The 22,984-nt window shown below is 62.4% G+C and carries 18 protein-coding genes and 1 tRNA gene; 5 read left to right on the top strand and 14 right to left on the bottom strand.

Going from position 1 to position 22,984, the window contains the following annotated elements; translation table 11 throughout:
* The first annotated feature begins 128 nt into the window (after positions 1–128).
* Both cobF and metE read left to right on the top strand, forming a co-directional pair.
* Positions 129–899 carry a precorrin-6A synthase (deacetylating) gene (gene cobF / locus DM872_RS03225; protein ID WP_179058100.1) on the top strand — a complete coding sequence of 257 codons (771 nt, stop codon included), beginning with the start codon at positions 129–131 and terminating at the stop codon, positions 897–899.
* Positions 900–1,010: 111 nt separating this feature from the next.
* On the top strand, positions 1,011–3,302 hold the full coding sequence (metE, locus tag DM872_RS03230) for a 5-methyltetrahydropteroyltriglutamate--homocysteine S-methyltransferase (protein ID WP_179058101.1): 2,292 nt from the start codon (positions 1,011–1,013) through the stop codon (positions 3,300–3,302).
* A 97-nt stretch (positions 3,303–3,399) separates the two neighbouring features.
* On the opposite strand, the gene DM872_RS03235 is transcribed toward metE, so the two are convergent.
* From DM872_RS03235 to rpsU, 5 genes are all read right to left on the bottom strand, one after another.
* Positions 3,400–3,476, bottom strand: a tRNA-Ile gene (locus DM872_RS03235).
* 15 nt (positions 3,477–3,491) lie between these two features.
* Positions 3,492–7,229, bottom strand: coding sequence for a bifunctional diguanylate cyclase/phosphodiesterase (locus DM872_RS03240; protein WP_179058102.1), 3,738 nt, complete (start codon positions 7,227–7,229; stop codon positions 3,492–3,494).
* A 137-nt stretch (positions 7,230–7,366) separates the two neighbouring features.
* Positions 7,367–9,217 (bottom strand): RNA polymerase sigma factor RpoD, encoded by a 1,851-nt coding sequence (gene rpoD / locus DM872_RS03245; protein ID WP_179058103.1) that lies wholly within the window; start codon positions 9,215–9,217, stop codon positions 7,367–7,369.
* Between the two features lie 67 nt (positions 9,218–9,284).
* Entirely contained in the window at positions 9,285–11,276 is a 1,992-nt protein-coding gene (gene dnaG / locus DM872_RS03250) for a DNA primase (RefSeq protein ID WP_179058104.1), read from the bottom strand.
* A gap of 189 nt (positions 11,277–11,465) precedes the next feature.
* On the bottom strand, positions 11,466–11,681 hold the full coding sequence (gene rpsU, locus DM872_RS03255; protein WP_003085057.1) for a 30S ribosomal protein S21: 216 nt from the start codon (positions 11,679–11,681) through the stop codon (positions 11,466–11,468).
* A 206-nt stretch (positions 11,682–11,887) separates the two neighbouring features.
* Here rpsU and tsaD point away from each other — a divergent pair, with 206 nt between their 5' ends.
* Positions 11,888–12,913, top strand: coding sequence for a tRNA (adenosine(37)-N6)-threonylcarbamoyltransferase complex transferase subunit TsaD (gene tsaD / locus DM872_RS03260; RefSeq protein WP_179058105.1), 1,026 nt, complete (start codon positions 11,888–11,890; stop codon positions 12,911–12,913).
* 31 nt (positions 12,914–12,944) lie between these two features.
* Here the strand turns inward: tsaD and plsY are convergent, their stop codons facing one another.
* Positions 12,945–13,514: a glycerol-3-phosphate 1-O-acyltransferase PlsY gene (plsY, locus tag DM872_RS03265; RefSeq protein WP_179058106.1), complete on the bottom strand. Its 570-nt coding sequence runs from the start codon at positions 13,512–13,514 to the stop codon at positions 12,945–12,947.
* A gap of 51 nt (positions 13,515–13,565) precedes the next feature.
* On the opposite strand from plsY, the gene folB reads away from it, so the two are divergent.
* A complete protein-coding gene (folB, locus tag DM872_RS03270) occupies positions 13,566–13,919 on the top strand; it encodes a dihydroneopterin aldolase (RefSeq protein WP_077520807.1) in 354 nt (117 codons plus the stop codon).
* Positions 13,910–14,452, top strand: coding sequence for a 2-amino-4-hydroxy-6-hydroxymethyldihydropteridine diphosphokinase (gene folK, locus DM872_RS03275; protein ID WP_179058107.1), 543 nt, complete (start codon positions 13,910–13,912; stop codon positions 14,450–14,452). Before folB ends, folK begins: the two co-directional genes overlap by 10 nt.
* Here the strand turns inward: folK and DM872_RS03280 are convergent.
* The 8 genes from DM872_RS03280 to apaG form a co-directional block, all read right to left on the bottom strand.
* The gene (locus DM872_RS03280) at positions 14,425–15,657 is read right to left on the bottom strand and encodes a multifunctional CCA addition/repair protein (RefSeq protein ID WP_179058108.1); all 1,233 of its coding nucleotides are present in this window, start codon (positions 15,655–15,657) and stop codon (positions 14,425–14,427) included. The genes folK and DM872_RS03280 overlap by 28 nt on opposite strands.
* 32 nt (positions 15,658–15,689) lie before the next feature.
* Positions 15,690–16,199 (bottom strand): DUF4136 domain-containing protein, encoded by a 510-nt coding sequence (locus DM872_RS03285; protein WP_179058109.1) that lies wholly within the window; start codon positions 16,197–16,199, stop codon positions 15,690–15,692.
* A gap of 64 nt (positions 16,200–16,263) precedes the next feature.
* On the bottom strand, positions 16,264–17,829 hold the full coding sequence (locus DM872_RS03290) for a SpoVR family protein (RefSeq protein WP_179058110.1): 1,566 nt from the start codon (positions 17,827–17,829) through the stop codon (positions 16,264–16,266).
* Positions 17,830–17,842: 13 nt separating this feature from the next.
* Positions 17,843–19,114, bottom strand: a complete 1,272-nt coding sequence (locus DM872_RS03295; protein WP_179058111.1) for a YeaH/YhbH family protein — start codon at positions 19,112–19,114, stop codon at positions 17,843–17,845.
* Between the two features lie 98 nt (positions 19,115–19,212).
* Positions 19,213–21,135, bottom strand: coding sequence for a PrkA family serine protein kinase (locus DM872_RS03300; protein ID WP_179058112.1), 1,923 nt, complete (start codon positions 21,133–21,135; stop codon positions 19,213–19,215).
* A gap of 287 nt (positions 21,136–21,422) precedes the next feature.
* The gene (gene glpE, locus DM872_RS03305; protein WP_179058113.1) at positions 21,423–21,752 is read right to left on the bottom strand and encodes a thiosulfate sulfurtransferase GlpE; all 330 of its coding nucleotides are present in this window, start codon (positions 21,750–21,752) and stop codon (positions 21,423–21,425) included.
* The gene (locus DM872_RS03310) at positions 21,745–22,572 is read right to left on the bottom strand and encodes a symmetrical bis(5'-nucleosyl)-tetraphosphatase (RefSeq protein WP_179058114.1); all 828 of its coding nucleotides are present in this window, start codon (positions 22,570–22,572) and stop codon (positions 21,745–21,747) included. Before DM872_RS03310 ends, glpE begins: the two co-directional genes overlap by 8 nt.
* A gap of 10 nt (positions 22,573–22,582) precedes the next feature.
* The gene (apaG, locus tag DM872_RS03315) at positions 22,583–22,963 is read right to left on the bottom strand and encodes a Co2+/Mg2+ efflux protein ApaG (RefSeq protein WP_179058115.1); all 381 of its coding nucleotides are present in this window, start codon (positions 22,961–22,963) and stop codon (positions 22,583–22,585) included.
* Positions 22,964–22,984: the final 21 nt, after the last annotated feature.

Consider the following 22,984-nt stretch of genomic DNA (forward strand, 5'->3'; position numbering starts at 1 on the left):
TCGTTGACAGCGACAGGTATCGCGACGACCTTTTGCGCTCCCATATTCCCGCCTGCCCACGGGGCCAGCCTCACCGGCTGCACCCAACCCGTTGGCAGGCGGTGCGTTCGCCCACGACGGATCTACCCATGAAGAAGCTGCTCATCATCGGCATCGGCGCCGGCAACCCCGAGTACATCACCATCCAGGCCGTGAAGGCACTGAACCAGGTCGATGTGTTCTTCATCATGGACAAGGGCAACAGCAAGGAAAAACTCATCCACCTGCGCCAGGAAATCTGCGAGCGCTACATCACCGAACGCGACTATCGATTCGTCGAGGCCAGCAGCCCCGAACGTCAGCGCGAGGGTGGCGACTACCGGGCCAATGTCAGGGACCTGAACCTGGCCAAGCAGCAGGTGTTCGAGCGCCTGATCGACGAAGAACTGGCCGATGGCGAGTGCGGGGCCTTCCTGGTCTGGGGCGATCCGTCGCTCTACGACAGCACCATCCGAATCCTGGAATCCATCCTCCGAGGCGGCCGGCTCCAGTTCGAGTTCGATGTGATCCCCGGCATCACCAGCGTCCAGGCGCTGACGGCCCGTCACAAGGTGCCGCTCAACCGCATCGGCAAGCCCGTCCAGATCACTACGGGCCGCCGGCTGGCCGAGGGTTTCCCGGAGAACGCCGACAGTGTCGTGGTGATGCTCGATGCGGAAGATACCTACCAGCAGTTGAATGATCCGCAGCTGGAAATCTACTGGGGTGCCTATGTGGGCACGCCGGACGAAATCCTCATTTCCGGCAAGCTCAATGAAGTGGCCGATGAGATTCGCCGGGTACGGCACGACGCTCGGGAGGCCAATGGCTGGATCATGGACACCTATCTGCTGCGTCGCTCGGATGGTGGCGAAGACTGATGTCCTCTCATCATGAGAGAAACTTGATTTCATGACGAAATAATTGAGTTTTACTCATGCGTGGGTGCGCCGGACAATTCCCCCAATGATTTTTCAATGGAGGAATTTCCCATGGCATTGGCACACAACCTCGGCTTCCCGCGTATCGGCGGCGATCGCGAACTGAAGAAGGCTCAGGAAGCCTTCTGGAAGGGCGAGCTGGACGAGGCCGGGCTGCGTGCGGTTGGCCGCAAGCTGCGTGCTGAGCATTGGCGGATCCAGAAGGAGGCCGGGATCGACCTGCTGCCGGTCGGCGATTTCGCCTGGTACGACCAGGTGCTGACGCACTCCCTGACCTTCGGCGTCATCCCCGAGCGCTTCCGTGGCCATGGCAACGCCAAGCCGACCCTGCAAACCCTGTTCGGCATGGCCCGTGGTGTCAGCGACAGTTGCTGCGGCGGCGCCCACGCGCAGGAGATGACGAAGTGGTTCGACACCAATTACCACTACCTGGTCCCCGAGTTTTCCGCTGACCAGCAGTTCGTCCTGAGCTGGGAGCAATTGTTCGAGGAAGTGGCTGAAGCCCAGGCCCTCGGCCACAACGTTAAGCCGGTGCTGATCGGTCCGCTGACCTACCTCTGGCTGGGCAAGGCCAAGGGTGGCGAGTTCGACAAGCTCGACCTGCTGGAGCGTCTGTTGCCGTTGTATGGGGAGATCCTCCAGCGCCTCGACGCCCAAGGCGTGGAGTGGGTGCAGATCGACGAACCGATTCTTGTGCTCGACCTGCCCCAGGACTGGAAGAATGCTTTCGAACGTGCCTACAACCTGCTGCAGAAAGAACCGCTGAAGAAGCTGGTCGCCACCTACTTCGGCGGCCTGGAAGACAACCTCGGCCTCGCCGCCGGCCTGCCGGTGGACGGTCTGCATATCGACCTGGTGCGTGCGCCCGACCAGTACCCGACCATTCTCGACCGTGTGCCGGGCTACAAGGTGCTGTCCCTCGGCCTGGTGAACGGCCGCAACGTCTGGCGCTGCGATCTGGAGAAAGCACTCGACGTCCTGCGCCATGCTCATGAGCGTCTGGGTGACCGCCTCTGGGTCGCGCCGTCCTGCTCGCTGCTGCACAGCCCCGTGGATCTCGCTCGCGAAGACAAGCTGGATGCCGAGCTGAAGAGCTGGTTGGCGTTCGCCGTGCAGAAGTGCGAGGAAGTCGCCGCGCTGTCCCGCGCCCTGACCGAACCGGAGGCGCCAGGGGTGCTGGAGGCCTTGGCCGTCAGCCAAGCCGTGCAGGCCAGCCGTGCCGCATCACCACGCATTCACAAGCCGGCAGTCCAGGCCCGCGTGGCCGCGCTGAAACCGGAAGACGACAAGCGTCCGGCACCTTTCGCCGTGCGCATCGAGAAACAGCGTGCGGAGCTTTATCTGCCGGCTTTCCCGACTACTACCATCGGTTCCTTCCCGCAGACCTCCGCCATCCGCCTGGCGCGCCAGGCGTTCAAGGCGGGCAAGCTATCCGAGGCCGAGTACACCGAAGCGATGCACAGCGAAATCCGCCATGCCGTGGAAGTGCAGGAAAGGCTGGGCCTGGACGTCCTGGTGCACGGCGAGGCCGAGCGTAACGACATGGTTGAATACTTCGCCGAGCAGTTGGATGGCTATGCCTTCACCCGCTTTGGCTGGGTCCAGAGCTACGGCTCCCGCTGCGTGAAACCGGCGGTGATCGTGGGTGATCTCAGCCGTCCGAAAGCCATGACCGTGGAGTGGATCCGCTATGCACAGGGTCTGACGTCCAAATGGATGAAGGGCATGTTGACCGGTCCCGTGACCATGCTGATGTGGTCCTTCCCGCGCGAGGACGTGTCCCGCGAGGTGCAGGCCCGGCAACTGGCGCTGGCCATTCGTGATGAAGTGCTGGATCTGGAAGCAGCCGGTATCCGTATCGTGCAGATCGACGAGGCGGCGTTCCGCGAAGGCCTGCCGCTGCGCAAGGCTGGCTGGCAGGCCTATCTGGACTGGGCCACCGAGGCCTTCCGCCTGACCGCGAGCGGCGTGAAGGACGAAACCCAGATCCATACCCACATGTGCTACAGCGAGTTCAACGACGTGATCGAGTCCATCGCCGCCATGGACGCCGACGTCATCACCATCGAGACCTCGCGCTCGGACATGGAACTGCTGGATGCCTTCGAGGCCTTCGCCTATCCGAACGAGATCGGCCCGGGCGTCTACGACATCCACTCGCCGCGCGTGCCCGGCAAGGACGAGATCATCAAGCTGCTGCGCAAGGCCGCCCAGCGGGTTCCCGCCGAGCGCCTCTGGGTCAACCCGGACTGCGGCCTGAAGACCCGCGCCTGGCCGGAAACCGAAGCGGCCCTGGTGAACATGGTGGCAGCGGCCAACGAACTGCGCGCTGAGTTCGTCTAGTAAGCCGGACAAGGATGTGTGTGAAAAACGGGACGCCTGACGTCCCGTTTTGTTTGCTGCAGACACGCAAAAGCCGCGCAATGCGCGGCTTTTGATTTGGTGGGCCCACACGGACTCGAACCGTGGACCAAAGGATTATGAGTCCTCTGCTCTAACCGACTGAGCTATAGGCCCCAGAAGGCCGGCGGATTATACAGGCGCCTTTTGCTGGGTGCCAATCGCAGGTAGAGGGCTTAGGAATTTGCGCGCGAAAGCCTCGGCGGGCAGGGCTGCGCTGACGATAAAGCCTTGAATCTGTTCGCATCCTTCTGCAGCGAGGAAATATTCCTGCGCCTTGGTTTCGACGCCTTCGGCGATGACGGTGAGTTGCATGCTGCGGCCGAGGGCGATGATGGCGCGGCTGATGGCGGCGTCGTTGGGATCGTCCGGCAGGCCGCGTACGAAGGACTTGTCGATCTTCAGCACATCCAGTGGCAGGCGTTTGAGGTAGCTGAGCGAGGAGTAGCCGGTGCCGAAGTCGTCGATGGCCAGTTGCACGCCGAGGGCCTTGAGGCTGTGCAGCACGCTGAGGGCTTCTTCGGCCTGGCTCATGATGAAGCTTTCGGTGATTTCCAGTTGCAGGCGCTGAGGTTCGAGGCCCAGTCCGTGAATGAGTTTTTGCAAACGCTCCATCAGGAGCGGCTGGCGCAGTTGGGCGCCAGCGAGGTTGACCGAGAGCGGACCAAACGGGGCGTGGTCTTCCTGCCATTGCTGCATCTGCCGGCAGGCATGGTCCAGCACCCAGTCGCCCAGGGGGAGGATCAGGCCGCATTCTTCCGCGAGGGGGATGAAGCGTTCGGGAGGGATTTCGCCGAGCTGCGGGTGATACCAGCGCACCAGGGCTTCGGCACCCACCAGCGTCTGGTGCTGGAGGCTGAACTTGGGTTGGTAGCTCAGGGACAGTTCGTTGCGTTCCAGTGCCCGGCGCAATTCGGTCTCGAGGGCCATCCGCTCGGTCGCCTGGCTGGTGAGGTCGCGGGTATAGAACTCGATGCGGTTGCGGCCACGGGCCTTGGCCCGGTACATGGCGGCGTCGGCATTCTTCACCACGGTCGCGACGTCCAGGCCGTGTTCGGGGAACAGGCTGATGCCGATGCTGGCGCTCATGAAGAACTCATGCTGGCCGGCGGGAATGGGCGCTTCGAAGCAGGCCAGCAGCTTGTTGGCCACGGTTTGTGCGTCGCTGGCGTTGTGCAGTCCGGGTAGGAGGATGATGAATTCATCGCCACCGAGGCGGGCCACGGTATCGATGTCGCGCAGTTGCTCGCGCAAGCGGGTGGCGATGCCCTTGAGCAACAGGTCGCCCACCGGGTGGCCGAGGCTGTCGTTGATGTGCTTGAAACGGTCCAGGTCTATGAACAGGACAGCGCCGTGATGGTGGTCGGTGGTGGCGTCGGCCAGCGCCAGTTGCAGGCGGCTTTCGAACAGCAGGCGATTGGGCAGGCCGGTGAGGGAGTCGTGGTGGGCCTGGAAGTCGAGTCGGGCCTGCGCATGCTTGAGGGGTGAGATGTCGGCGAACACGCCGACGTAATGCGTGACCTGCTGATGGCGGTCGCGCACGGCGCTGATGGTGAGCCATTCGGGGTAGGGCTCACCGTTCCGGCGGCGGTTCCAGATCTCGCCTTGCCAGTGCCCTTCGCGTTCGAGTTGATGCCACATGGCAGCGTAGAACGCGCTGTCGTGCTGGCCGGAGGCGAGCAAGCGGGGCGACTGGCCGAGGGCCTCGCTTTCGCTGTAGCCGGTGATCTCGCTGAAGGCGCGATTGACGGCCGTGATGCGTTGTTCGGTGTCGGTGATCATCACGCCTTCGGCCGTGCTTTCGAACACGGTGGCGGCCTGCTGCAACTTTTCCTGCATCTGCTGGCGCTCGGTGACGTCGCGGGCAATGGTCAGCATGCAGGGTTCGCCGCCGATGGGCATCGGTTGGGCGGAGAGTTCGCAGACGCGTATCTGGCCAGTCTTGGTACGCACGGCAGTGGTGTAGTGGTGCAGGCTGCCGTGTTCCTGGATGGCCTGGATCATGAGCGCGCGGTCGGCCGGGTTGGCCCACAAGCCGAGTTCGAGGGTGGAGCGGTCGGCGATCTCTCGCTGGCTGTAGCCGGTGATCCGGGTGAAGCCACCGTTGGCCTCAAGCAGGCGCCCGTCGCTCATGCGGGTGATGAGCAGGCCGTCTGGCGAGGCATGGAAGGCGCGGGCGAACTTCTCTTCGGAAACCTGCAGCAGCTGTTGGGTTTCCTTGAGTTGGGTGATGTCGCGGACGACCACGACCAGGGACGGGATGTTGTCCAGGTCGATGCTCTGCGCGGAAATCAGGCCGATGAAGGTTTCCCCATTGGCGCGGCGGAAGGGCATCTCCAGGTTGTGCAGCGGATTGCCTTGTTGCAGACGCTGGAGGAGTTTCGGGCCGATGCCGGGAATGCCCCAGATATCCAGCTCAGTGGCGGTACGGCCGAGGGCTTCACTGGCCTTGAGTCCGATCTGTTGCTCGAAGGTCTGGTTGATCGCCAGGAGATTGCCGTCGGTGCGGCGTGCGATGACGATGATGTCGGGGCAATTGTGGAAAACCGAGGCGAACTTCTGCTCGGAGAGTTGCAGCGCCTGCTCGGTCTGTTTGGCCTCGGTGATGTCGATCATCAAGCCACGCATCATCTGCGTCTCCCCGTGGGGGATGAGCGTGATGATGTCGCGCACCCATAGCACCCGGCCGTCGGCAGCGATCATGCGGTAGTCGAGGCTGTGGTCGCGGCCGGCAATGGTTTCGGCTTCGCAGAAAGCGTTGGCCCATCCTGCGTCGTCGGGGTGCAGGGTGCGCCGCCAGAAGCCGGGCTCCAACCAGTTGCTCAAGGGGTAGCCAAGCAGGCGTTCGGCGTGGGGCGAAACATAGGTGTAACAGTAATCTTCGACGCGCATCTCCCAGGCGATGGCGTTGAGGCTCTCCACCAGGCCGCGGTAATGCTGTTCGCTGCTGCGCAGCTCTTCCTGCAGGGCGGCGCGGCTGGTCATTTCATTGCTGAGGCGGCGATTGACGCGCATGACGAAGGCAAGCACGCCGGCCAGCAGCAGCACGGCCGGCAGTCCGTAGAGCAGGATGCGATGCCAGTCGATGTGCGGGTAGAGGGCATCGCCCACCCAGCGTTCCTGGATGGCCGCGGTTTCTTCCGGGGTGATCTCGGCGAATACCCTGTCGAGGATGCCGGCGAGTAGCGGATGGATTTTCGGCGTCGCCATGGCCAGTTGATAGCGATAAGGCGTCTCGCCGCTGATGCTGATGCCGTTCAGCTTGAGCTGGCGCAGGCTCCAGACACTGGAGGCAAGGTCACCGACGAAGGCGTCTACCTGACCGGTGGCCAGGGCCTGGAGCGCGGCGGCCACTGTGGGGTAGCCCTGCAGGCTGAGGTCGGGGTGCTGGTTGCGCAGTAGTTCATGGGGGGCATAGTCGGATACGACGCCAACACGCAGGCCGTAGAGGTCCTGGATGTTCGATGGCTGGGGGCCCCGTGTCTGGGAAAGGATGACGATGGGGAAGTCGAGATAGGGCCGCGTGAAGTTCAGGTACTGCTGGCGTTCCGGGGTGGACATGACGCCGGGGAGGATATCCAGTTCACCTTCGCGGGCTCGCTTGAGCACTTCGCCCCAATTGTCGGACTCGACCGGGGTGAGCTTGAGCTTCAGCTTGCGACGGATCAGCTCGACGTAGTCGGCAGCCAGGCCTTGGTGCCGGCCTTGGGAGTCCTGGAATTCGAAGGGGGGCCAGGAGGTGTCGATGCCGAGTTGCAGCTCGCCGTGAGTGTCGAGCCAGGCCTGTTCTTCCGGAGTGAGCGTCAGGGCGCCGGCCGGGAAGGTCCAGAGTGCCAGCCAAAGGATCAGTAGGGCCCGCGCTCGCGCCATTGGCGGCCTCATTCCTTGAAGGGATGTAGGACCGAAGTGTAGACGTGACCGCTTGTCGGCTGGAAGTGAAATGAACGCGCTGAGCAATGCGACACACAAAAGAAAACCCCCGGACTGGCCGGGGGTTCTCGTATCGCTTACTCGTCGAGGAAGGAGCGCAGGTGCTCGCTTCGCGACGGGTGACGCAGCTTGCGCAGCGCCTTGGCTTCGATCTGACGGATACGCTCACGGGTTACATCGAACTGTTTGCCGACTTCCTCAAGGGTATGGTCGGTATTCATGTCGATGCCGAAGCGCATGCGCAGGACCTTGGCTTCACGGGCGGTGAGGCCGGCCAGGACTTCGCGGGTCGCTTCCTTCAGGCTCTCCACAGTGGCTACATCGATCGGGGACTGCATGGTGCTGTCCTCGATGAAGTCGCCCAGGTGCGAGTCTTCGTCGTCGCCGATCGGGGTTTCCATGGAGATCGGCTCTTTGGCGATCTTCAATACCTTGCGGATCTTGTCCTCGGGCATCTCCATGCGCTCACCAAGCTCTTCCGGCGTGGGCTCGCGGCCCATTTCCTGCAGCATCTGACGGGAGATGCGGTTGAGCTTGTTGATGGTCTCGATCATGTGCACCGGAATACGGATGGTGCGTGCCTGGTCGGCGATCGAGCGAGTGATCGCCTGACGGATCCACCAGGTGGCGTAGGTCGAGAACTTGTAGCCGCGACGGTATTCGAACTTGTCCACCGCCTTCATCAGGCCGATGTTGCCTTCCTGGATCAGGTCGAGGAACTGCAGACCGCGGTTGGTGTACTTCTTGGCGATGGAGATCACGAGACGCAGGTTGGCCTCGACCATCTCTTTCTTCGCCCGGCGAGCCTTGGCTTCACCGATGGACATGCGGCGATTGACGTCCTTGATCTCGTTGACGGTCAGTTCGACCTCGTTCTGGAGATCCACCAGCTTCTGCTGGTTGCGCTTGATGTCGTCCACCAGCTTGCCGATGGCTTCGGCGTACTTGGCCTTGCCCTTGGCGAGGCTGTCGGCCCAGTCGAGGTCGACTTCGTTGCCCGGGAACAGGCGCAGGAAGTCGGCACGCGGCATGCGGGCATCACGCACGCACAGTTGCATGATGGCGCGTTCCTGGCCGCGGACACGGTCCAGGGCGCTGCGGACTTTTTCCACGAGGGCGTCGAACTGCTTCGGCACCAGCTTGATCGGCATGAAGAGCTCGGCCAGGGCCTGCAGCTCTTCAGTGGCCTGCTTGCTGTTGCGGCCGTGCTTCTTCAGGGCCTTCTTGGCCTTTTCGAGCTGATCGGAAACGGCAGTGAAGCGGCGCAGGGCTTCTTCCGGGTCCGGACCGCCATCGCCTTCTTCCTCTTCGTCGCTTTCGCTTTCTTCGTCCTCGTCTTCGTCCTTGTCCTTGGCCGAAGCTGAATCGTCCTTCAGTTCGACCGGCTCGACTTCCTCGGCCGGCACGGTGCCGTCATCCGGGTCGATGTAGCCGCTGAGAACGTCGGACAGGCGACCGCCTTCACTGGTGATGCGCTGGTAGTCGGCAAGAATGCCGTCGACAGCGCCAGGGAAGTGGGCGATCGCGCTCATGACTTCGCGGATGCCTTCCTCGATGCGTTTGGCGATTTCGATCTCGCCTTCGCGGGTCAGCAGTTCCACGGTGCCCATTTCACGCATATACATGCGCACGGGGTCGGTTGTGCGGCCGATGTCGGTTTCCACCGCAGCCAGGGCCGCGGCGGCCTCTTCGGCAGCGGCTTCATCTGTATCGGCTTCGGCCAGCAACAGGGCATCCGCATCCGGGGCACTCTCGAATACGTTGATCCCCATGTCGTTGATCATGCGGATGATGTCTTCCACCTGTTCCGGATCGGAAATATCCTCCGGCAGGTGGTCGTTGACCTCCGCGTAAGTCAGGTATCCCTGCTCACGGCCACGGGCGATCAATTCTTTGAGGCGAGACTGCTGTTGCGCTTTTCCGGACATAGCACCCTATCCATTTAAGGTCTTGGCGGGCTGAAAACAAGCCGAGGATTATACCTGATCCGGGGCCTTACGCGCCAGTTGGGGTCGGAGTCAGGGGAGAAGTGTTGCGGCTGAGGAGGTCGCGCAGCTGATCTTTTTCCTCTGCGCTGAGTTCGCTTTGCCGCGCTTTTCGCAGCAGCTTTTCCAGGCGGCGTTCCCGCTGGCGAGCCGACAACCTAGTTATAGTGTCGAAAAACTGTTGTTCAAGGTTGTCTTCGGAAATCAGCCATTCCTTTTCCGCCAGGGCCCGTAACAGACGGCCCTGATCGGTGCCGTGCCAGCGGGCGATCAGCTGCAGCGAACGAAGTTTCGGATTCTTCTGAACGGCTTCCACGAGTGCCACCATGAGCTGGGCATACGTGTCGTCTTCGGCGGCGAAGTGGCTGGCATCCTCGACTTTCTGCGCCAATGACGGGTGGTGCAGCAAAGTGCGCAGTGCCGTGAGAGTGGGCGATTCCACCTTCACTTCGGTGCGCGGTGGCTGCCTGAAATCATCACGGCCCTGCTTGCTCCATTTCTTGCCGTTTTTCTTCCAGTCGTCCTTTTTCCAGCCTTCCTTGCGCCGTTCGTCCTTCTGCCAGGTGCCCTGCTGGGCGGCTGGCTGCTCGAAGTAGTGCGAATGGTCCGGCTCGTGCTGCTGGTCGTCGTAGCCGGAGAACGATGCGTAGTAGGCGTCGTCCGGGTGGTCGTGGCTTTCGCTTCTCGCCGGTGTCGCGCTGCGGGCGAACTGGCCGAGTGCGTCGCCATTGAGACCGGTGATCTCGGCCAGGCGCTGACGCATCAGGACCTTGAGATTTGCGCCGGGAATTCGCTCGATCAGCGGCGCGGCCAGCGTAGCCAGGTGAGCCTTGCCTTCCAGTGAGCTGGGGTCGGCTTCCTGAGTCAGTTGCTGGAAGAAGTAGTCCGCGAGCGGTTGTGCATGCTGGGTGATCCGCGCGCGGAATGCGTCGGTGCCTTCCTTGCGGACCAGGCTGTCCGGGTCTTCGCCCTCGGGCAGGAAGAGGAAGCGCGCGCGGCGTCCGTCCTCAAGTCCGGATAGGGCAGCTTCCAGGGCGCGCCAGGCGGCTTTGCGTCCTGCCTGGTCGCCGTCGAAACAGAAGAGGATGTTCGGCACCAGGCGGAACAGGCGGCGGATGTGTTCTTCGCTGGTGGCGGTGCCCAGCGTGGCGACGGCATTGCGCAGGCCCTGTTGGGCGAGGGCGATGACGTCCATGTACCCCTCGACGACCATGATTTCGTCGAGGTTGCGATTGTGCTTGCGTGCTTCGAACAGCCCGTAGAGTTCCTGGCCCTTGTGGAAGACCGGGGTTTCCGGCGAGTTCAGGTACTTGGGCTTGTCGTCGCCAAGCACCCGGCCACCGAAGGCGATGATCCGTCCACGGTTGTCACGGATCGGGAACATCACCCGGTCGCGGAAGCGGTCGTAGCGCTTGCCGGTATCGGCGTTTTCGATCAGCAAGCCGGCGTCGATCATGTGCTTCTGCTGCAGGCTGTCCCCGCCCATGTGCTTGAGCAGGTTGTCCCAGCCGGGCGGGGCGAAGCCGAGGCCGAAGTCGCGGGCGATTTCGCCGGTCAGGCCGCGTCCTTTCAGGTATTCGACGGCGGCCTTGCGGGTCGGGTGTTGCTTCAACGCATGGCGATAGAAGTCCGATGCAGCGGTAAGCAGGGCGTAGAGCGGCGAATCGCTCGGCTGACGCGGCCCGCTGCTGCGGCCGCCTTCTTCTCTGGGGACTTCCAGGCCTGCGCGCTTGGCCAGTTCCTCGACCGCCTGGGGGAAGTCCAGGTGATCGTGATCCATGACGAAGCCGAGGGCATTGCCGCCGGCGCCGCAGCCGAAGCAGTAATAGAACTGCTTGTCCGGGCTGACGCTGAAGGAGGGCGTCTTTTCGTTATGGAAGGGGCAGCGAGCGGTGTAGTTCTTGCCGGCCTTTTTCAGCTGCACGCGGGCGCCGACCACTTCGACTATGTCGGTGCGGTTCAGCAGATCGTCGATGAAGCCTTGGGGAATCAGGCCGGCCATAGGGTGCTCGGGGCGCAGGAAGGTTCAAAGCATACCCGCGCCTGGCCAGTGAAGTCAGGCGGGAGTCTTGAGCTGGAAAGCAAAAAACTCCGCCATTCGCAAAAGCGAAGCGGAGTTTCTTGTGTGCCCAGCATGCACTCGCCCGGCCGGAGCCGGGCGATGCGTGAGCGTGCGGCGTAGCCTGCTAACTCAGTACAGGCGCTCGCGGCGACGCTGCTCGCGCTGCACTTTCTTGGCGTGACGCTTGACCGCGGCGGCGGCTTTGCGCTTGCGCTCTGCAGTGGGCTTCTCGTAGAACTCACGGCTGCGAACTTCGGCCAGTACGCCGGCTTTCTCGCAGGAGCGCTTGAAACGACGCAGAGCTACGTCGAAGGGTTCGTTCTCTTTAACTTTGACGGCTGGCATCCAGGTCGTACCTTCATCAATTACCGAATGGTCGACGCATTCCGGCAAAAGCTGGCTCGGTGGCGCGTCGGATTTCAAGGGCTGCGGATATTAACGCCTCAGGGCACGGAATGCAAAGCCTTCAGTCGAAAACCGCTGGTCGGCGCAGGGGGCGGCGATTATGATTCGCGCCTTCTTCTTTTGCCAGGCCAGAAAGGCGCGTACCCATGCTAGTGCTGGGGTTGGAAACCTCCTGCGACGAAACCGGCGTCGCCCTTTATGACAGTGAACGCGGCCTCCTGGCCGATGCGCTGTTCAGTCAGATCGACCTGCATCGGGTCTACGGCGGCGTCGTGCCCGAGCTGGCGTCCCGTGACCATGTGAAGCGTCTGCTACCGCTGCTGCGCGAAGTCCTGGAAGAGGCTGATCGCAAGCCCGAGGATATCGACGGCATCGCCTACACCGCGGGTCCCGGCCTGGTGGGCGCGTTGCTGGTGGGGGCGTCCTGCGCCCAGGCCCTGGCATTCGCCTGGGGCGTACCGGCGCTTGGTGTCCACCATATGGAAGGCCACTTGCTGGCGCCCATGCTGGAAGAAACGCCTCCGGAGTTCCCGTTCATCGCCTTGCTGGTTTCGGGTGGTCACACCCAGCTGGTGCGGGTGGATGGCATTGGCTGCTACCAGTTGCTCGGCGAATCGGTGGACGACGCCGCGGGCGAAGCCTTCGACAAGACCGCCAAGCTGATTGGGCTCGGTTATCCGGGCGGTCCGGAAATCGCGCGGCTGGCCCAGAGCGGCACCCCCGGCCGCTTCGTATTCCCACGGCCGATGACCGATCGTCCCGGCCTGGACTTCTCCTTCAGCGGCCTCAAGACCTTCGCCCTCAATACCTGGCAGCGCTGCCGCGATGCTGGAGACGACGGCGAGCAAACCCGTTGCGACATCGCTCTGGCCTTCGAACAGGCGGTGGTGGAGACTCTCACCATCAAGTGCCGTCGCGCGCTCAAGCAGACCGGTCTCAAGCGCCTGGTGATCGCCGGCGGTGTCAGCGCCAACCAGTCGTTGCGACAGGCGTTGGCCAAGATGCTCGGTGAGCTGAAGGGTGATGTGTTCTATGCACGGCCGCGTTTCTGCACCGACAACGGCGCGATGATCGCTTACGCCGGCTGCCAGCGTTTGCTGGCGGGCCAGCAGGATGGGCCGGCGATTGGTGTCCAGGCGCGTTGGCCGATGGAGCAGCTGCCCCCCGTCTGATCCACTGGGTGAGCCGATTTCACGCCGACAGTCAGAAATGCCGTTCGCGTCCTGCGAAAAGGTCGCGTAGATTGCCGCGATGGCGCCAGACGATAAGTCCGGTCAGCACTGTCATCGGTAGCAGCGCGCCGGGTTGTTGCCAGGCCAGCAGCGGCAATGTGAGCGGCGTGGCGATCAAGGCCGCCAGCGAACTGGTGCGAGTCAGGTAGAAGGTCAGCGCCCAGGCGCAAATGGCCAGCAGTGCTGCCGGTGGATACAGGCCGAGCAGCATGCCGGCAGCGGTGGCGACACCCTTGCCGCCGCGAAATCGGAAGTAAATGGGATAAAGGTGCCCGAGCACCGCTGCGAGGCCGACCCAGGCCTGCTGCTGGATGTCGAAGCCACAGAGATAGGCGACCAGGACCGGCAACAAGCCTTTGAGCAGGTCGCCAAGCAGGGTCAGGACCGCAAGTTTCTTTCCCGCCACCCGTAACATATTGGTGGCGCCAGGGTTGCCGGAACCCTGGGCACGTGGGTCGCCCGTGCCGAAGAGTCGGCTGAGCAGAATGGCGAAGGACAACGATCCGAGCAGGTAGGCGAGAGTCGCCAGCAGCCAAAACATGGTATCCATTCCGGGGCGAGGAAGTCCCGATTCTAGCGGGGCAGCACTGACGTGGACACGGTTTTCATCGAGGGTCTGGAAGTGGACACCGTAATCGGTGCCTATGACTGGGAGCGCAGTATCCGCCAGTGCCTGCGGCTGGACCTGCAGCTGGCCTGGGACAACCGACCGGCCGCCGCTGGCGACGATCTCGAGAAAGCACTCGATTATGCCGCTGTTTCCCAGCGCATCCAGGCGTTCGCCGCCGAGGCGCAGTTCCTCCTGGTGGAAACCTTCGCTGAGCGTCTGGTGGCCGTGCTGATGGCCGAGTTCAATATTCCCTGGGTCCGCCTGAAACTGCACAAACCCGGTGCCGTACCGGCAGCCAGCAGCGTTGGCGTGGAGATCGAGCGCGGATGCCGCTGACTCCTATCTACCTTGGCCTCGGCAGCAATATCGAGCGTGAGCGGAATCTGACCGCCGGGCTCGAGGCGCTGGACGGATTCCTCCAGGACATTCGCTGCTCTCCGGTGTTCGAAAGCTTTCCCGTGGGTATCAAGAGCGGGAATTTCTTCAATTTCGTGGTGGCCGCCCTTACCGACCTGTCTTTGCACGAACTGGATCGCCGCTTGAAGGAGATCGAGGCTGACAATGGTCGCTATGCGCCGGGCCGCAAGGGCCTGCCGCTGGACATCGACGTGCTGCTGTATGGCGATCGCGTGGGGAACTTCGACGGCCTCATCCTGCCGCGCCCGGAAGTGCTGAAGAATGCTTTCGTGCTCTGGCCCCTGTCGCTGCTGGCGCCTGACCTTCAGCACCCCGGCGAACATCGAGGCTTCGCCGAGCTTTGGGAGCGTGCCGCTATCGAGCAGGCACTGTGGCCGGCATCCTTCTCCTGGCGCGGCGTCGAGCTGACGCCGCCCGGACTGATTCAGGCCTTCCCGCCACCTTCCTTGTAAGCCTTGAGTGCCTTGAGGCGCTCGGCCTTGAGCGCTTCGCCCAATTCCGCCCCCTTCAATCCCTTTTCCAGCAGCGGTTGCACGGCGACTTTGCGGGCAGCCTGGGCTGCCCCCAGCAGATAGGCGGCTTGCGGATAGTCGCGGTGTTCCAGGCCGGTGCGGCCGCGCGCGTCCATCTCGCTGGCGGCGACGAACTCCTCGAAGCGCTGCGGCCGGCGGTAGACGTCGAAGCATTGCAGGAGCTCCAGCAGGGTGGAGGCGCGCAGTTCCAGGGCGCGATGGGCGTGGGTGTGATACTCGCCGACCAACAGTGCCAGTTCCTGGCAGTCGCGGGGCGCCTTGCAGCGCTCATTAATGGCCTTGATCAGTTTCAGGCCGCGCTTTTCGTGGGCGATGTGCCGTGGCCATTCTTCTTCTGGGGTCAGGCCCTTGCCCAGGTCGTGCAGCAGGCTGGCCCAGCGTACGGTCAGCGGCTGGTCGTGCTCGGCGCACTGGCGCAGGACGGCCAGCACGTGGACGCCGGTGTCGACTTCCGGGTGATGCTTCGCCGGCTGCGGCACGCCGAACAAACCGTCCACTTCAGGCAACCAGGCTGCCAGGGCGCCGCATTCGTGCAGCACCTGGATGAACACGTCCGGGCGTGGCTCCATCAGGGCGCGAGAGATTTCTTTCCAGCTGCGCTCCGGTGTCAGGGCATCCAGTTCGCCTGATTCGGCGATCTGCCGCATCAGCTCCAGGGTTTCCTGCGCGACGGTGAAGCCCAGGGGCGCATAGCGTGCGGCGAATCGCGCGACGCGTAGCACTCGCAGCGGGTCTTCGGCGAAAGCGGGGGAGACGTGGCGCAGTACGCGGGATTCGAGGTCTTTCTGGCCCTCATAGGGGTCGATGAGATTGCCGTGGTTATCCTCGGCCATGGCGTTGACCGTGAGGTCTCGGCGGATCAGATCCTGTTCCAGGGTCACATCCGGGCTGGCGTAGAAGGTGAAGCCGCCATAACCGCGTCCACTCTTGCGCTCGGTGCGCGCCAGGGCATATTCCTCGCCGGTTTGCGGATGCAGGAACACCGGGAAGTCCGCACCCACTGGGCAGTAACCCTTTTCCAGCATTTCTTCGGCGGTGGCGCCGACCACGACCCAATCGATCTCGGTGATGGCGCGATTCAACAGGCGGTCGCGTACCGCGCCACCGACTTTGTATATCTGCATGTGTTGCCTCCGTGGCTGCGGAGGATAGCAGTCTAGTGGGCTACAGGAATCTGCCCGACCAGCGCCCTTACTGTGTTTTCGAGCAGTTCGGCACTGTCCCAGGAAGGGCTGAGACCGGTGCTGGCCAGACCTTCCCAAAGTACCTTGCCGGTGGAGTCGGTCAGGCGCAGGCGTAAGGTTCCTGTCTCGTCACGCAGTCGGTGGATGGCCTGGTAGGGGCCAAGGGGGCTGGGGGGCGCCTGATCGACCTTGAATTCGAGCGGCTGATCGTTCACGGCCAGCCAGTAGTACACCTGCAGCTGTGCATTGCCTTCGGCGCGATAGCCGCGGGCTTCCAGCTCCTGCCGGATCAGCGGGGCGAGCTGGGCGTAGCGCTCCCGATACGGCAGCTCACCGTTCACCGCCTGCTCCGGAGGTACCAGCGTAAAGCTGCTGCGCCCGGCCAGTTCGGCACTGGCCGGTTGCAGGATGCGGATTTGCGGGATGGACGTGGAGCAGGTGGCCAGGGCCAGACACAGCAGCAGGACGAGGAACAGGCGCATCTGAGGGCGGCTCCCATAGGGGTGAACCGCATGCTCGGCGTGGGCCGGGCACGCGGTCAACCGATCAAATGGGTGGAATGATCAGGTCCAGGCGCGGGTATTCCCCGTCCTCAGTGCGTTCCCCCTTTGGGGGGACGTGGTGACTCCCTGTGATCTGTTCGCCGTAACGGGTTTCCAGGTGGATATCGAAGCCCCAAAGTCGGTGCAGGTGCTTGAGGACCTCCTCGGTGGACTCGCCCAGGGGTTTTCGGTCGTGCTGCTGGTGGCGCAGGGTGAGCGAGCGATCGCCACGACGATCCACACTCCAGATCTGCACGTTGGGTTCGCGGTTGCCGAGGTTGTACTGGGCGGCCAGGGTTTCGCGGATCAGCCGGTAGCCCTGCTCGTCATGGATGGCCGGAACGTATAGCTCATCCTTCTGGTCATCGTCGAGGATGCTGAACAGCTTGAAGTCGCGGATCACCTTGGGTGACAGGAACTGCAGGATGAAGCTTTCATCCTTGAAGCTGTTCATGGCGAACTTGAGCGTCGACAGCCAGTCACTGCCGGCGATGTCCGGGAACCAGTGGCGGTCTTCCTCCGTGGGTTCCTCGCAGATGCGGCGGATGTCGCGGTACATCGCGAAGCCCAGGGCGTAGGGGTTGATGCCGCTGTAGTAGGGACTGTCGAAGGGCGGCTGGTAGACCACGCTGGTGTGCGATTGCAGGAACTCCATCATGAAGCCTTCGGTGACGAGCCCTTCGTCGTACAGGTCGTTGAGGAGCGTGTAGTGCCAGAAGGTGGCCCAGCCTTCGTTCATCACCTGAGTCTGGCGTTGTGGGTAGAAGTACTGGGCGACCTTGCGCACGATGCGCACCACTTCCCGCTGCCAGGGCTCCAGTAGCGGGGCGTGCTTTTCGATGAAATAGAGGATGTTTTCCTGCGGTTCGGCGGGGAAGCGCTGGTTGTCCTTCTCGCCGCCCTTGCCGGCGCCCTTGGGAATGGTGCGCCAGAGATCGTTGATCTGCTTCTGCAGGTGTTCTTCGCGTTCTTTCTGCCGACGCCGTTCTTCCTCGGCGGAAATGGGGTAGGGGCGTTTGTAGCGGTCCACACCGTAGTTCATCAGGGCGTGGCAGGAGTCGAGCAGGTCTTCCACCGCATCGATACCGTGGCGCTCTTCGCACAGATTGATGTACTGCTTGGCGAACACCAGGTAGTCGATGATCGAGCTGGCGTCGGTCCAGGTGCGGAACAGGTAGTTGCCCTTGAAGAAGCTGTTGTGGCCGTAGCAGGCATGGGCGATGACCAGGGCCTGCATGGTGATGGTGTTTTCCTCCATCAGATAGGCGATGCAGGGGTCGGAGTTGATCACGATCTCGTAGGCCAGGCCCATCTGGCCCCGTGAGTAACCCTTCTCGGTGGCGAGGAAGTGCTTGCCGTAGGACCAGTGGTGATAGCCGATGGGCATGCCGACTGACGCATAGGCGTCCATCATCTGCTCGGCGCTGATCACTTCGATCTGGTTAGGGTAGGTGTCCAGCGCATAGCGCTCGGCGATCCTGCTGATCTCGCGGTCGTAGGTGCGGATCAGGTCGAAGGTCCATTCCGACCCCGTGGAAATGGGCTTGCGTTCCTTCTTGCTGGCAGTCATTTCACGCCTCCCCTCAGGTCACGAGCCTGCGATGGAACAGCTCGCGGAACACCGGGTAGATATCCGCCGCCGAGACGATCTGTTGCTGGGCGAAGGTATCGCCGAACGCTTCGCAGACCTGCTCGTACTCGTACCACAGCGCCTGATGCTCGCGCGGAGTGATCTCGACGTAGGTGTAGTACTGCACGAACGGCATGATCTGCTTGATCAGGATATCCCGGCAGATGGGTGAATCGTCGTTCCAGTTGTCGCCGTCCGAAGCCTGGGCGGCATAGATATTCCATTCATTGATGGGGTAGCGCTCGGCCATGATCTCCTGCATCAGCTTGAGCGCGCTGGAGACGATGGTGCCGCCGGTTTCCCGGGAGTAGAAGAACTCTTCCTCGTCCACCTCGCGGGCGCTGGTGTGGTGGCGGATGAACACGACCTCGATCTTGTCGTAGTTCCGCTTGAGGAAGAGATAAAGGAGGATGAAGAAGCGCTTGGCGATGTCCTTGGTGGCCTGGGTCATGGAGCCCGAGACGTCCATCAGGCAGAACATCACCGCCTTGGACGATGGGTTGGGCTGCTTGACCAGCAGGTTGTACTTGAGGTCGAAGGTGTCGAGGAAGGGGACTCGCTCGATCCTGGCGCGAAGCCTGGCGATTTCTGCCTCAAGTTCCTGGATATCGCCGAAGTTGTCCGGTTCCTCGCGTTTCAGGCGTTCCAGCTCCGCTCTCGCTACCTTCAGCTTGCCGCGACTGCTGCCGGAGAGCGCGATCCGGCGGGCGTGGGCCGAACGCAGGGTACGGACGATATTGATGCGCGACGGGTTGCCTTCGTTGCTGATGCCCGCTCGCACGGTCTTGAAGGTGTCGGACCCGGTGAGGTGGCGCTTTACCAGGTTGGGCAGCTCGAGGTCCTCGAACATGAAGTCGAGGAATTCCTCCTGGGTGATCTGGAAGACGAAGTCGTCCATTCCCTCGCCCTGATTGCTGGCCTTGCCGCCCCCGCGCCCACCGCCGCCGCCCTGGGGTCGGGGGATACGGTCACCGGTGGTGAATTCCTTGTTGCCGGGGTGGACGATGGTCTGGCGACCACCACGACCGTGGTGCAAAACGGGCTCGTCGATGTCACGACCGGGAATGCTGATCTGTTCGCCATGCTCCATGTCGGTGATGGAACGGCGGCTGACGGCCTCCTCCACGGCCTTCTTGATGTGCTCGCGGTAGCGCCGCAGGAACCGTTGCCGGTTCACGGTGCTCTTGTTCTTGCCGTTCAATCGCCTGTCGATGACGTAGCTCATAGACCCCTCCGGGGAGCTTCAGGCTGCAAAGCGCGGAGGACGCCGTACGATACGGCGCCTCCGGCTGGCGTGTTCCTGACTTGCAGCTTGAGACTGTTTTACTGCGACTTGCGTACCCGCAGGTACCATTCGGACAGCAGGCGTACCTGTTTCTCCGTATAGCCGCGCTCGACCATGCGTTTGACGAAGTCGTTGTGCTTTTGCTGCTCCTCCTTGCTCCCCTTGGCATTGAAGCTGATGACCGGCAGGAGATCTTCGGTGTTGGAGAACATTTTCTTCTCGATGACCACGCGCAGCTTCTCGTAGCTGAGCCAGCTGGGGTTCTTGCCGTTGTTGTTGGCCCGGGCGCGCAGCACGAAGTTGACGATTTCGTTGCGGAAATCCTTCGGGTTGCTGATGCCGGCGGGCTTCTCGATTTTCTCCAGTTCCTCGTTCAGGGCGACGCGATTGAGGATTTCGCCGGTTTCCGGGTCGCGGTATTCCTGATCCTGGATCCAGAAATCCGCATACAGCACATAGCGGTCGAAGATGTTCTGGCCGTATTCACTGTAGGACTCCAGGTAGGCAGTCTGGATTTCCTTGCCGATGAACTCGATGTAGCGCGGCGCCAGGTACTCCTTGATGTAGCGCAAGTAGCGCTCGCGCATTTCGGCCGGGAACTGCTCCTGTTCGATCTGCTGTTCCAGCACATAAAGGAGGTGCACCGGGTTGGCTGCCACTTCGTGCGGGTCGAAGTTGAACACCTTGGAGAGGATCTTGAAGGCGAAGCGGGTCGACAGGCCGTTCATGCCTTCGTCCACGCCTGCCGTATCGCGATACTCCTGAATCGACTTCGCTTTCGGATCTGTGTCCTTGAGGTTCTCACCATCGTAGACACGCATCTTCGAATAGATGTTGGAGTTTTCCGGCTCCTTCAGGCGCGACAGCACGGAGAACTGCGCCAGCATGCGCAGGGTGTCCGGTGCGCAGTGGGCGTGGGCCAGGGAGCTGCCGATGAGCAGCTTGTCGTAGATCTTGATCTCGTCGGCGACCCGGAGGCAGTAGGGCACCTTGACGATGTAGATCCGGTCGATGAAGGCCTCGTTGTTCTTGTTGTTGCGGAAGCTGTGCCATTCCGATTCGTTTGAGTGGGCCAGGATGATGCCGCTGAACGGCAAACCGCCCAGCCCCTCGGTGCTGTTGTAGTTGCCTTCCTGGGTGGCGGTCAGCAACGGGTGCAGCACCTTGATCGGCGCCTTGAACATCTCGACGAATTCCATCAGGCCCTGGTTGGCCCGGCACAGCGCGCCCGAGAAGCTGTAGGCGTCGGCGTCGTTCTGCGGGAATTCCTCGAGCTTGCGGATATCCACCTTGCCCACCAGGGCGGAAATGTCCTGGTTGTTCTCGTCGCCGGGCTCGGTCTTGGCAATGGCGATCTGGTTGAGGATCGAGGGGTAGAGCTTGACCACGCGGAACTTGCTGATGTCGCCGCCGAACTCGTTCAGGCGCTTGGTCGCCCAGGGCGAGATTACCGAGCGCAGGTAACGCCGCGGGATGCCGTATTCCTCTTCGAGAATGGCGCCGTCTTCATCGGCATTGAACAGACCCAGGGGCGACTCGAAGACGGGCGATCCCTTGATGGCATAAAAAGGAACGCGCTCCATGAGCTGCTTCAGCTTCTCTGCCAGGGAGGACTTGCCGCCACCTACCGGGCCGAGGAGATAGAGGATCTGCTTCTTCTCTTCCAGGCCTTGGGCAGCATGGCGGAAGTAGGAAACGATCTGGTCGATGCACTCTTCCATGCCATGGAAGTCGGCAAAGGCCGGATAACGACGGATCACCTTGTTGGAGAAGATCCGTGACAGCCTCGGATCGAGCGAGGTGTCGAGCAGTTCCGGGTCACCGATTGCCATGAGCATACGTTCGGCGGCGGTGGCGTAGGCACTGCGGTCCTGTTTGCACAGGTCGAGGTATTCCTGAAGGGAATATTCCTCCTGGCGAGTCGCTTCGAAGCGTTGTTGGAAGTGGCTGAAAATGCTCATGACGTCACCTCGCTGGAATCAGGAAGCCGGCGCGGGGTCGGTTGTGCGGGTGCGGGCAGTCAGCCGAAGAAGGTCGGCCGATTGAATTCCCCCAGAACACCTGAATGGTCGCTGCCGATGGCCCGGAACCGGTGTACCGGCTCTCCCCTTTTTTGGATGGCCTGAGCTAAGAGTAGTTCGTTATCGGCAAGGTCAAGCATTACGGAACGATAACAGGGGATTACCGTCCGTCGGAGAAGTGACGCCAAGCCAGTGATGGCGCGGGGTTGCGCCTCACCGAAAATTTTTTATTCGAGGTTGCCCTGGGCGACTTCCCCGGGATAGACGCTCCGCCACAGTTCGAAGCCGCCATCGAGGCTGTAGACCTCGGAGAAACCCTGATGGGCGAGGTAGGCGGCCGCGCCCTGGCTGGAGTTGCCGTGATAGCAGGTGACGATCAGCGGCTTGTCGAAGTCGGCCTTGGCGATGAAGTCGGGCAGGGAGTAGTTGTCCAGGTGGTGCGAGCCGCTGATATGGCCCAGGGCGAAGCTCTGCGGATCGCGGATGTCCACCACTACGGCGCCGTGTTCGCGCAGGGTTTGCGCCTGTTCGGGCGGGATGCGTTGGAATTCACTCATGGCGGTTCTCCTCGCAGCTGCAGCTGATCTGCTCGCCACTGTCGATGTTCAAAAGAGTCAAGCTGCCGCCCCAGACGCAGCCAGTGTCGAGGGCGTACAGGCCGGGTTCGTTGCAATTGCCTTCCAGGGCCGCCCAGTGGCCGAAGATGATCTTCTGCCCACGGGTCTTGCGCTCGGGGAAGCTGAACCAGGGGGAGTATCCCGGAGGCGCAGTGTCCAGGCCTTCCTTCGACTTGAGGTCCAGGGTGCCGTCGGCACGGCAGAAGCGCATGCGCGTGAAGTAGTTGGTGATCACCCGCAGGCGCGTGACACCTTGCAGATCACCATCCCATCTGGCCGGTTCGTTGCCGTACATGCCGTCGAGGAACAGAGGTAGGCGTGCGTCGTCCCGCAAGGCCTCTTCCACCTCGGCAGCGCGTTTCAGCGCCTTCTTGAGCGACCACTGGGGCGGGATGCCGGCGTGAACGAGGGCGATATCCCGTTGCTCGTCGTAGTGCAGCAGCTTCTGCTGGCGCAGCCAGTCGAGCAGTTCGGCACGGTCCGGTGCGTCGAGGATCTCGCGCAAGGTATCGGCCTTGCGCAGTCGTTCGATGTTGTTGGCCACGGCCAGCAGGTGCAGGTCGTGGTTGCCAAGCACGCACACTACCGAATCGCGGATCGAATAGAGGAAGCGCAGGGTCTCCAGGGACTTCGGGCCCCGATTGACCAGATCACCCACCAGCCACAGCTCATCCTTTGCCGGATCGAATCGTACTTGCTCAAGCAGGCACTTCAGCTGATCCAGGCAACCCTGGAGATCGCCAACCGCATAGGTCGTCATGCCGGTGCTCTCAGTGCAGAGAGCCGGGGACGGCGAGGCTGAAGGGCGCGATGATGGCGTCAAAGCGTTTGCCGTCGTCGGCGACCATCTGATAGCTGCCCTGCATGCTGCCGACCCGCGTGGCCATGACGGTCCCGCTGGTATAGGTGTGGCTGGCGCCCGGGGCGATCAGGGGCTGCTGGCCAACTACGCCGGCACCACGGACTTCCTGTACGTGGCCGTCGCCGTCGGTGATCACCCAATGGCGGGTGAGCAGCTTGGCCGGCAGCTCGCCATTGTTGTGGATGGTCACGGTGTAGGCGAAGGCAAAGCGATTCTCGTCCGGCTGCGATTGTTCCGGGAGGAAGCGGGTGACGACGCTGACGTCGACCTTATATCGGGGATCGGACACGCGAAGGCTCTCGAGTAGCTG

Origin of the sequence: Pseudomonas taiwanensis (assembly GCF_013393345.1) — a bacterium.
GTDB classification, from domain to species: domain Bacteria; phylum Pseudomonadota; class Gammaproteobacteria; order Pseudomonadales; family Pseudomonadaceae; genus Metapseudomonas; species Metapseudomonas resinovorans_C.

What these genes read in the sequence shown, in the direction of transcription:
- folK (WP_179058107.1), top strand. Translation starts at nt 13,910, where the DNA reads ATGCCGCTGACTCCTATCTACCTTGGCCTCGGCAGCAATATCGAGCGT.
- metE (WP_179058101.1), top strand. Translation starts at nt 1,011, where the DNA reads ATGGCATTGGCACACAACCTCGGCTTCCCGCGTATCGGCGGCGATCGC.
- DM872_RS03280 (WP_179058108.1), bottom strand. Translation starts at nt 15,657, where the DNA reads ATGCAGATATACAAAGTCGGTGGCGCGGTACGCGACCGCCTGTTGAAT.
- rpsU (WP_003085057.1), bottom strand. Translation starts at nt 11,681, where the DNA reads ATGCCAGCCGTCAAAGTTAAAGAGAACGAACCCTTCGACGTAGCTCTG.
- DM872_RS03240 (WP_179058102.1), bottom strand. Translation starts at nt 7,229, where the DNA reads ATGGCGCGAGCGCGGGCCCTACTGATCCTTTGGCTGGCACTCTGGACC.
- DM872_RS03290 (WP_179058110.1), bottom strand. Translation starts at nt 17,829, where the DNA reads ATGACTGCCAGCAAGAAGGAACGCAAGCCCATTTCCACGGGGTCGGAA.
- plsY (WP_179058106.1), bottom strand. Translation starts at nt 13,514, where the DNA reads ATGTTTTGGCTGCTGGCGACTCTCGCCTACCTGCTCGGATCGTTGTCC.
- dnaG (WP_179058104.1), bottom strand. Translation starts at nt 11,276, where the DNA reads ATGGCCGGCCTGATTCCCCAAGGCTTCATCGACGATCTGCTGAACCGC.
- DM872_RS03295 (WP_179058111.1), bottom strand. Translation starts at nt 19,114, where the DNA reads ATGAGCTACGTCATCGACAGGCGATTGAACGGCAAGAACAAGAGCACC.
- DM872_RS03285 (WP_179058109.1), bottom strand. Translation starts at nt 16,199, where the DNA reads ATGCGCCTGTTCCTCGTCCTGCTGCTGTGTCTGGCCCTGGCCACCTGC.
- rpoD (WP_179058103.1), bottom strand. Translation starts at nt 9,217, where the DNA reads ATGTCCGGAAAAGCGCAACAGCAGTCTCGCCTCAAAGAATTGATCGCC.
- tsaD (WP_179058105.1), top strand. Translation starts at nt 11,888, where the DNA reads ATGCTAGTGCTGGGGTTGGAAACCTCCTGCGACGAAACCGGCGTCGCC.
- DM872_RS03310 (WP_179058114.1), bottom strand. Translation starts at nt 22,572, where the DNA reads ATGACGACCTATGCGGTTGGCGATCTCCAGGGTTGCCTGGATCAGCTG.
- glpE (WP_179058113.1), bottom strand. Translation starts at nt 21,752, where the DNA reads ATGAGTGAATTCCAACGCATCCCGCCCGAACAGGCGCAAACCCTGCGC.
- DM872_RS03300 (WP_179058112.1), bottom strand. Translation starts at nt 21,135, where the DNA reads ATGAGCATTTTCAGCCACTTCCAACAACGCTTCGAAGCGACTCGCCAG.
- cobF (WP_179058100.1), top strand. Translation starts at nt 129, where the DNA reads ATGAAGAAGCTGCTCATCATCGGCATCGGCGCCGGCAACCCCGAGTAC.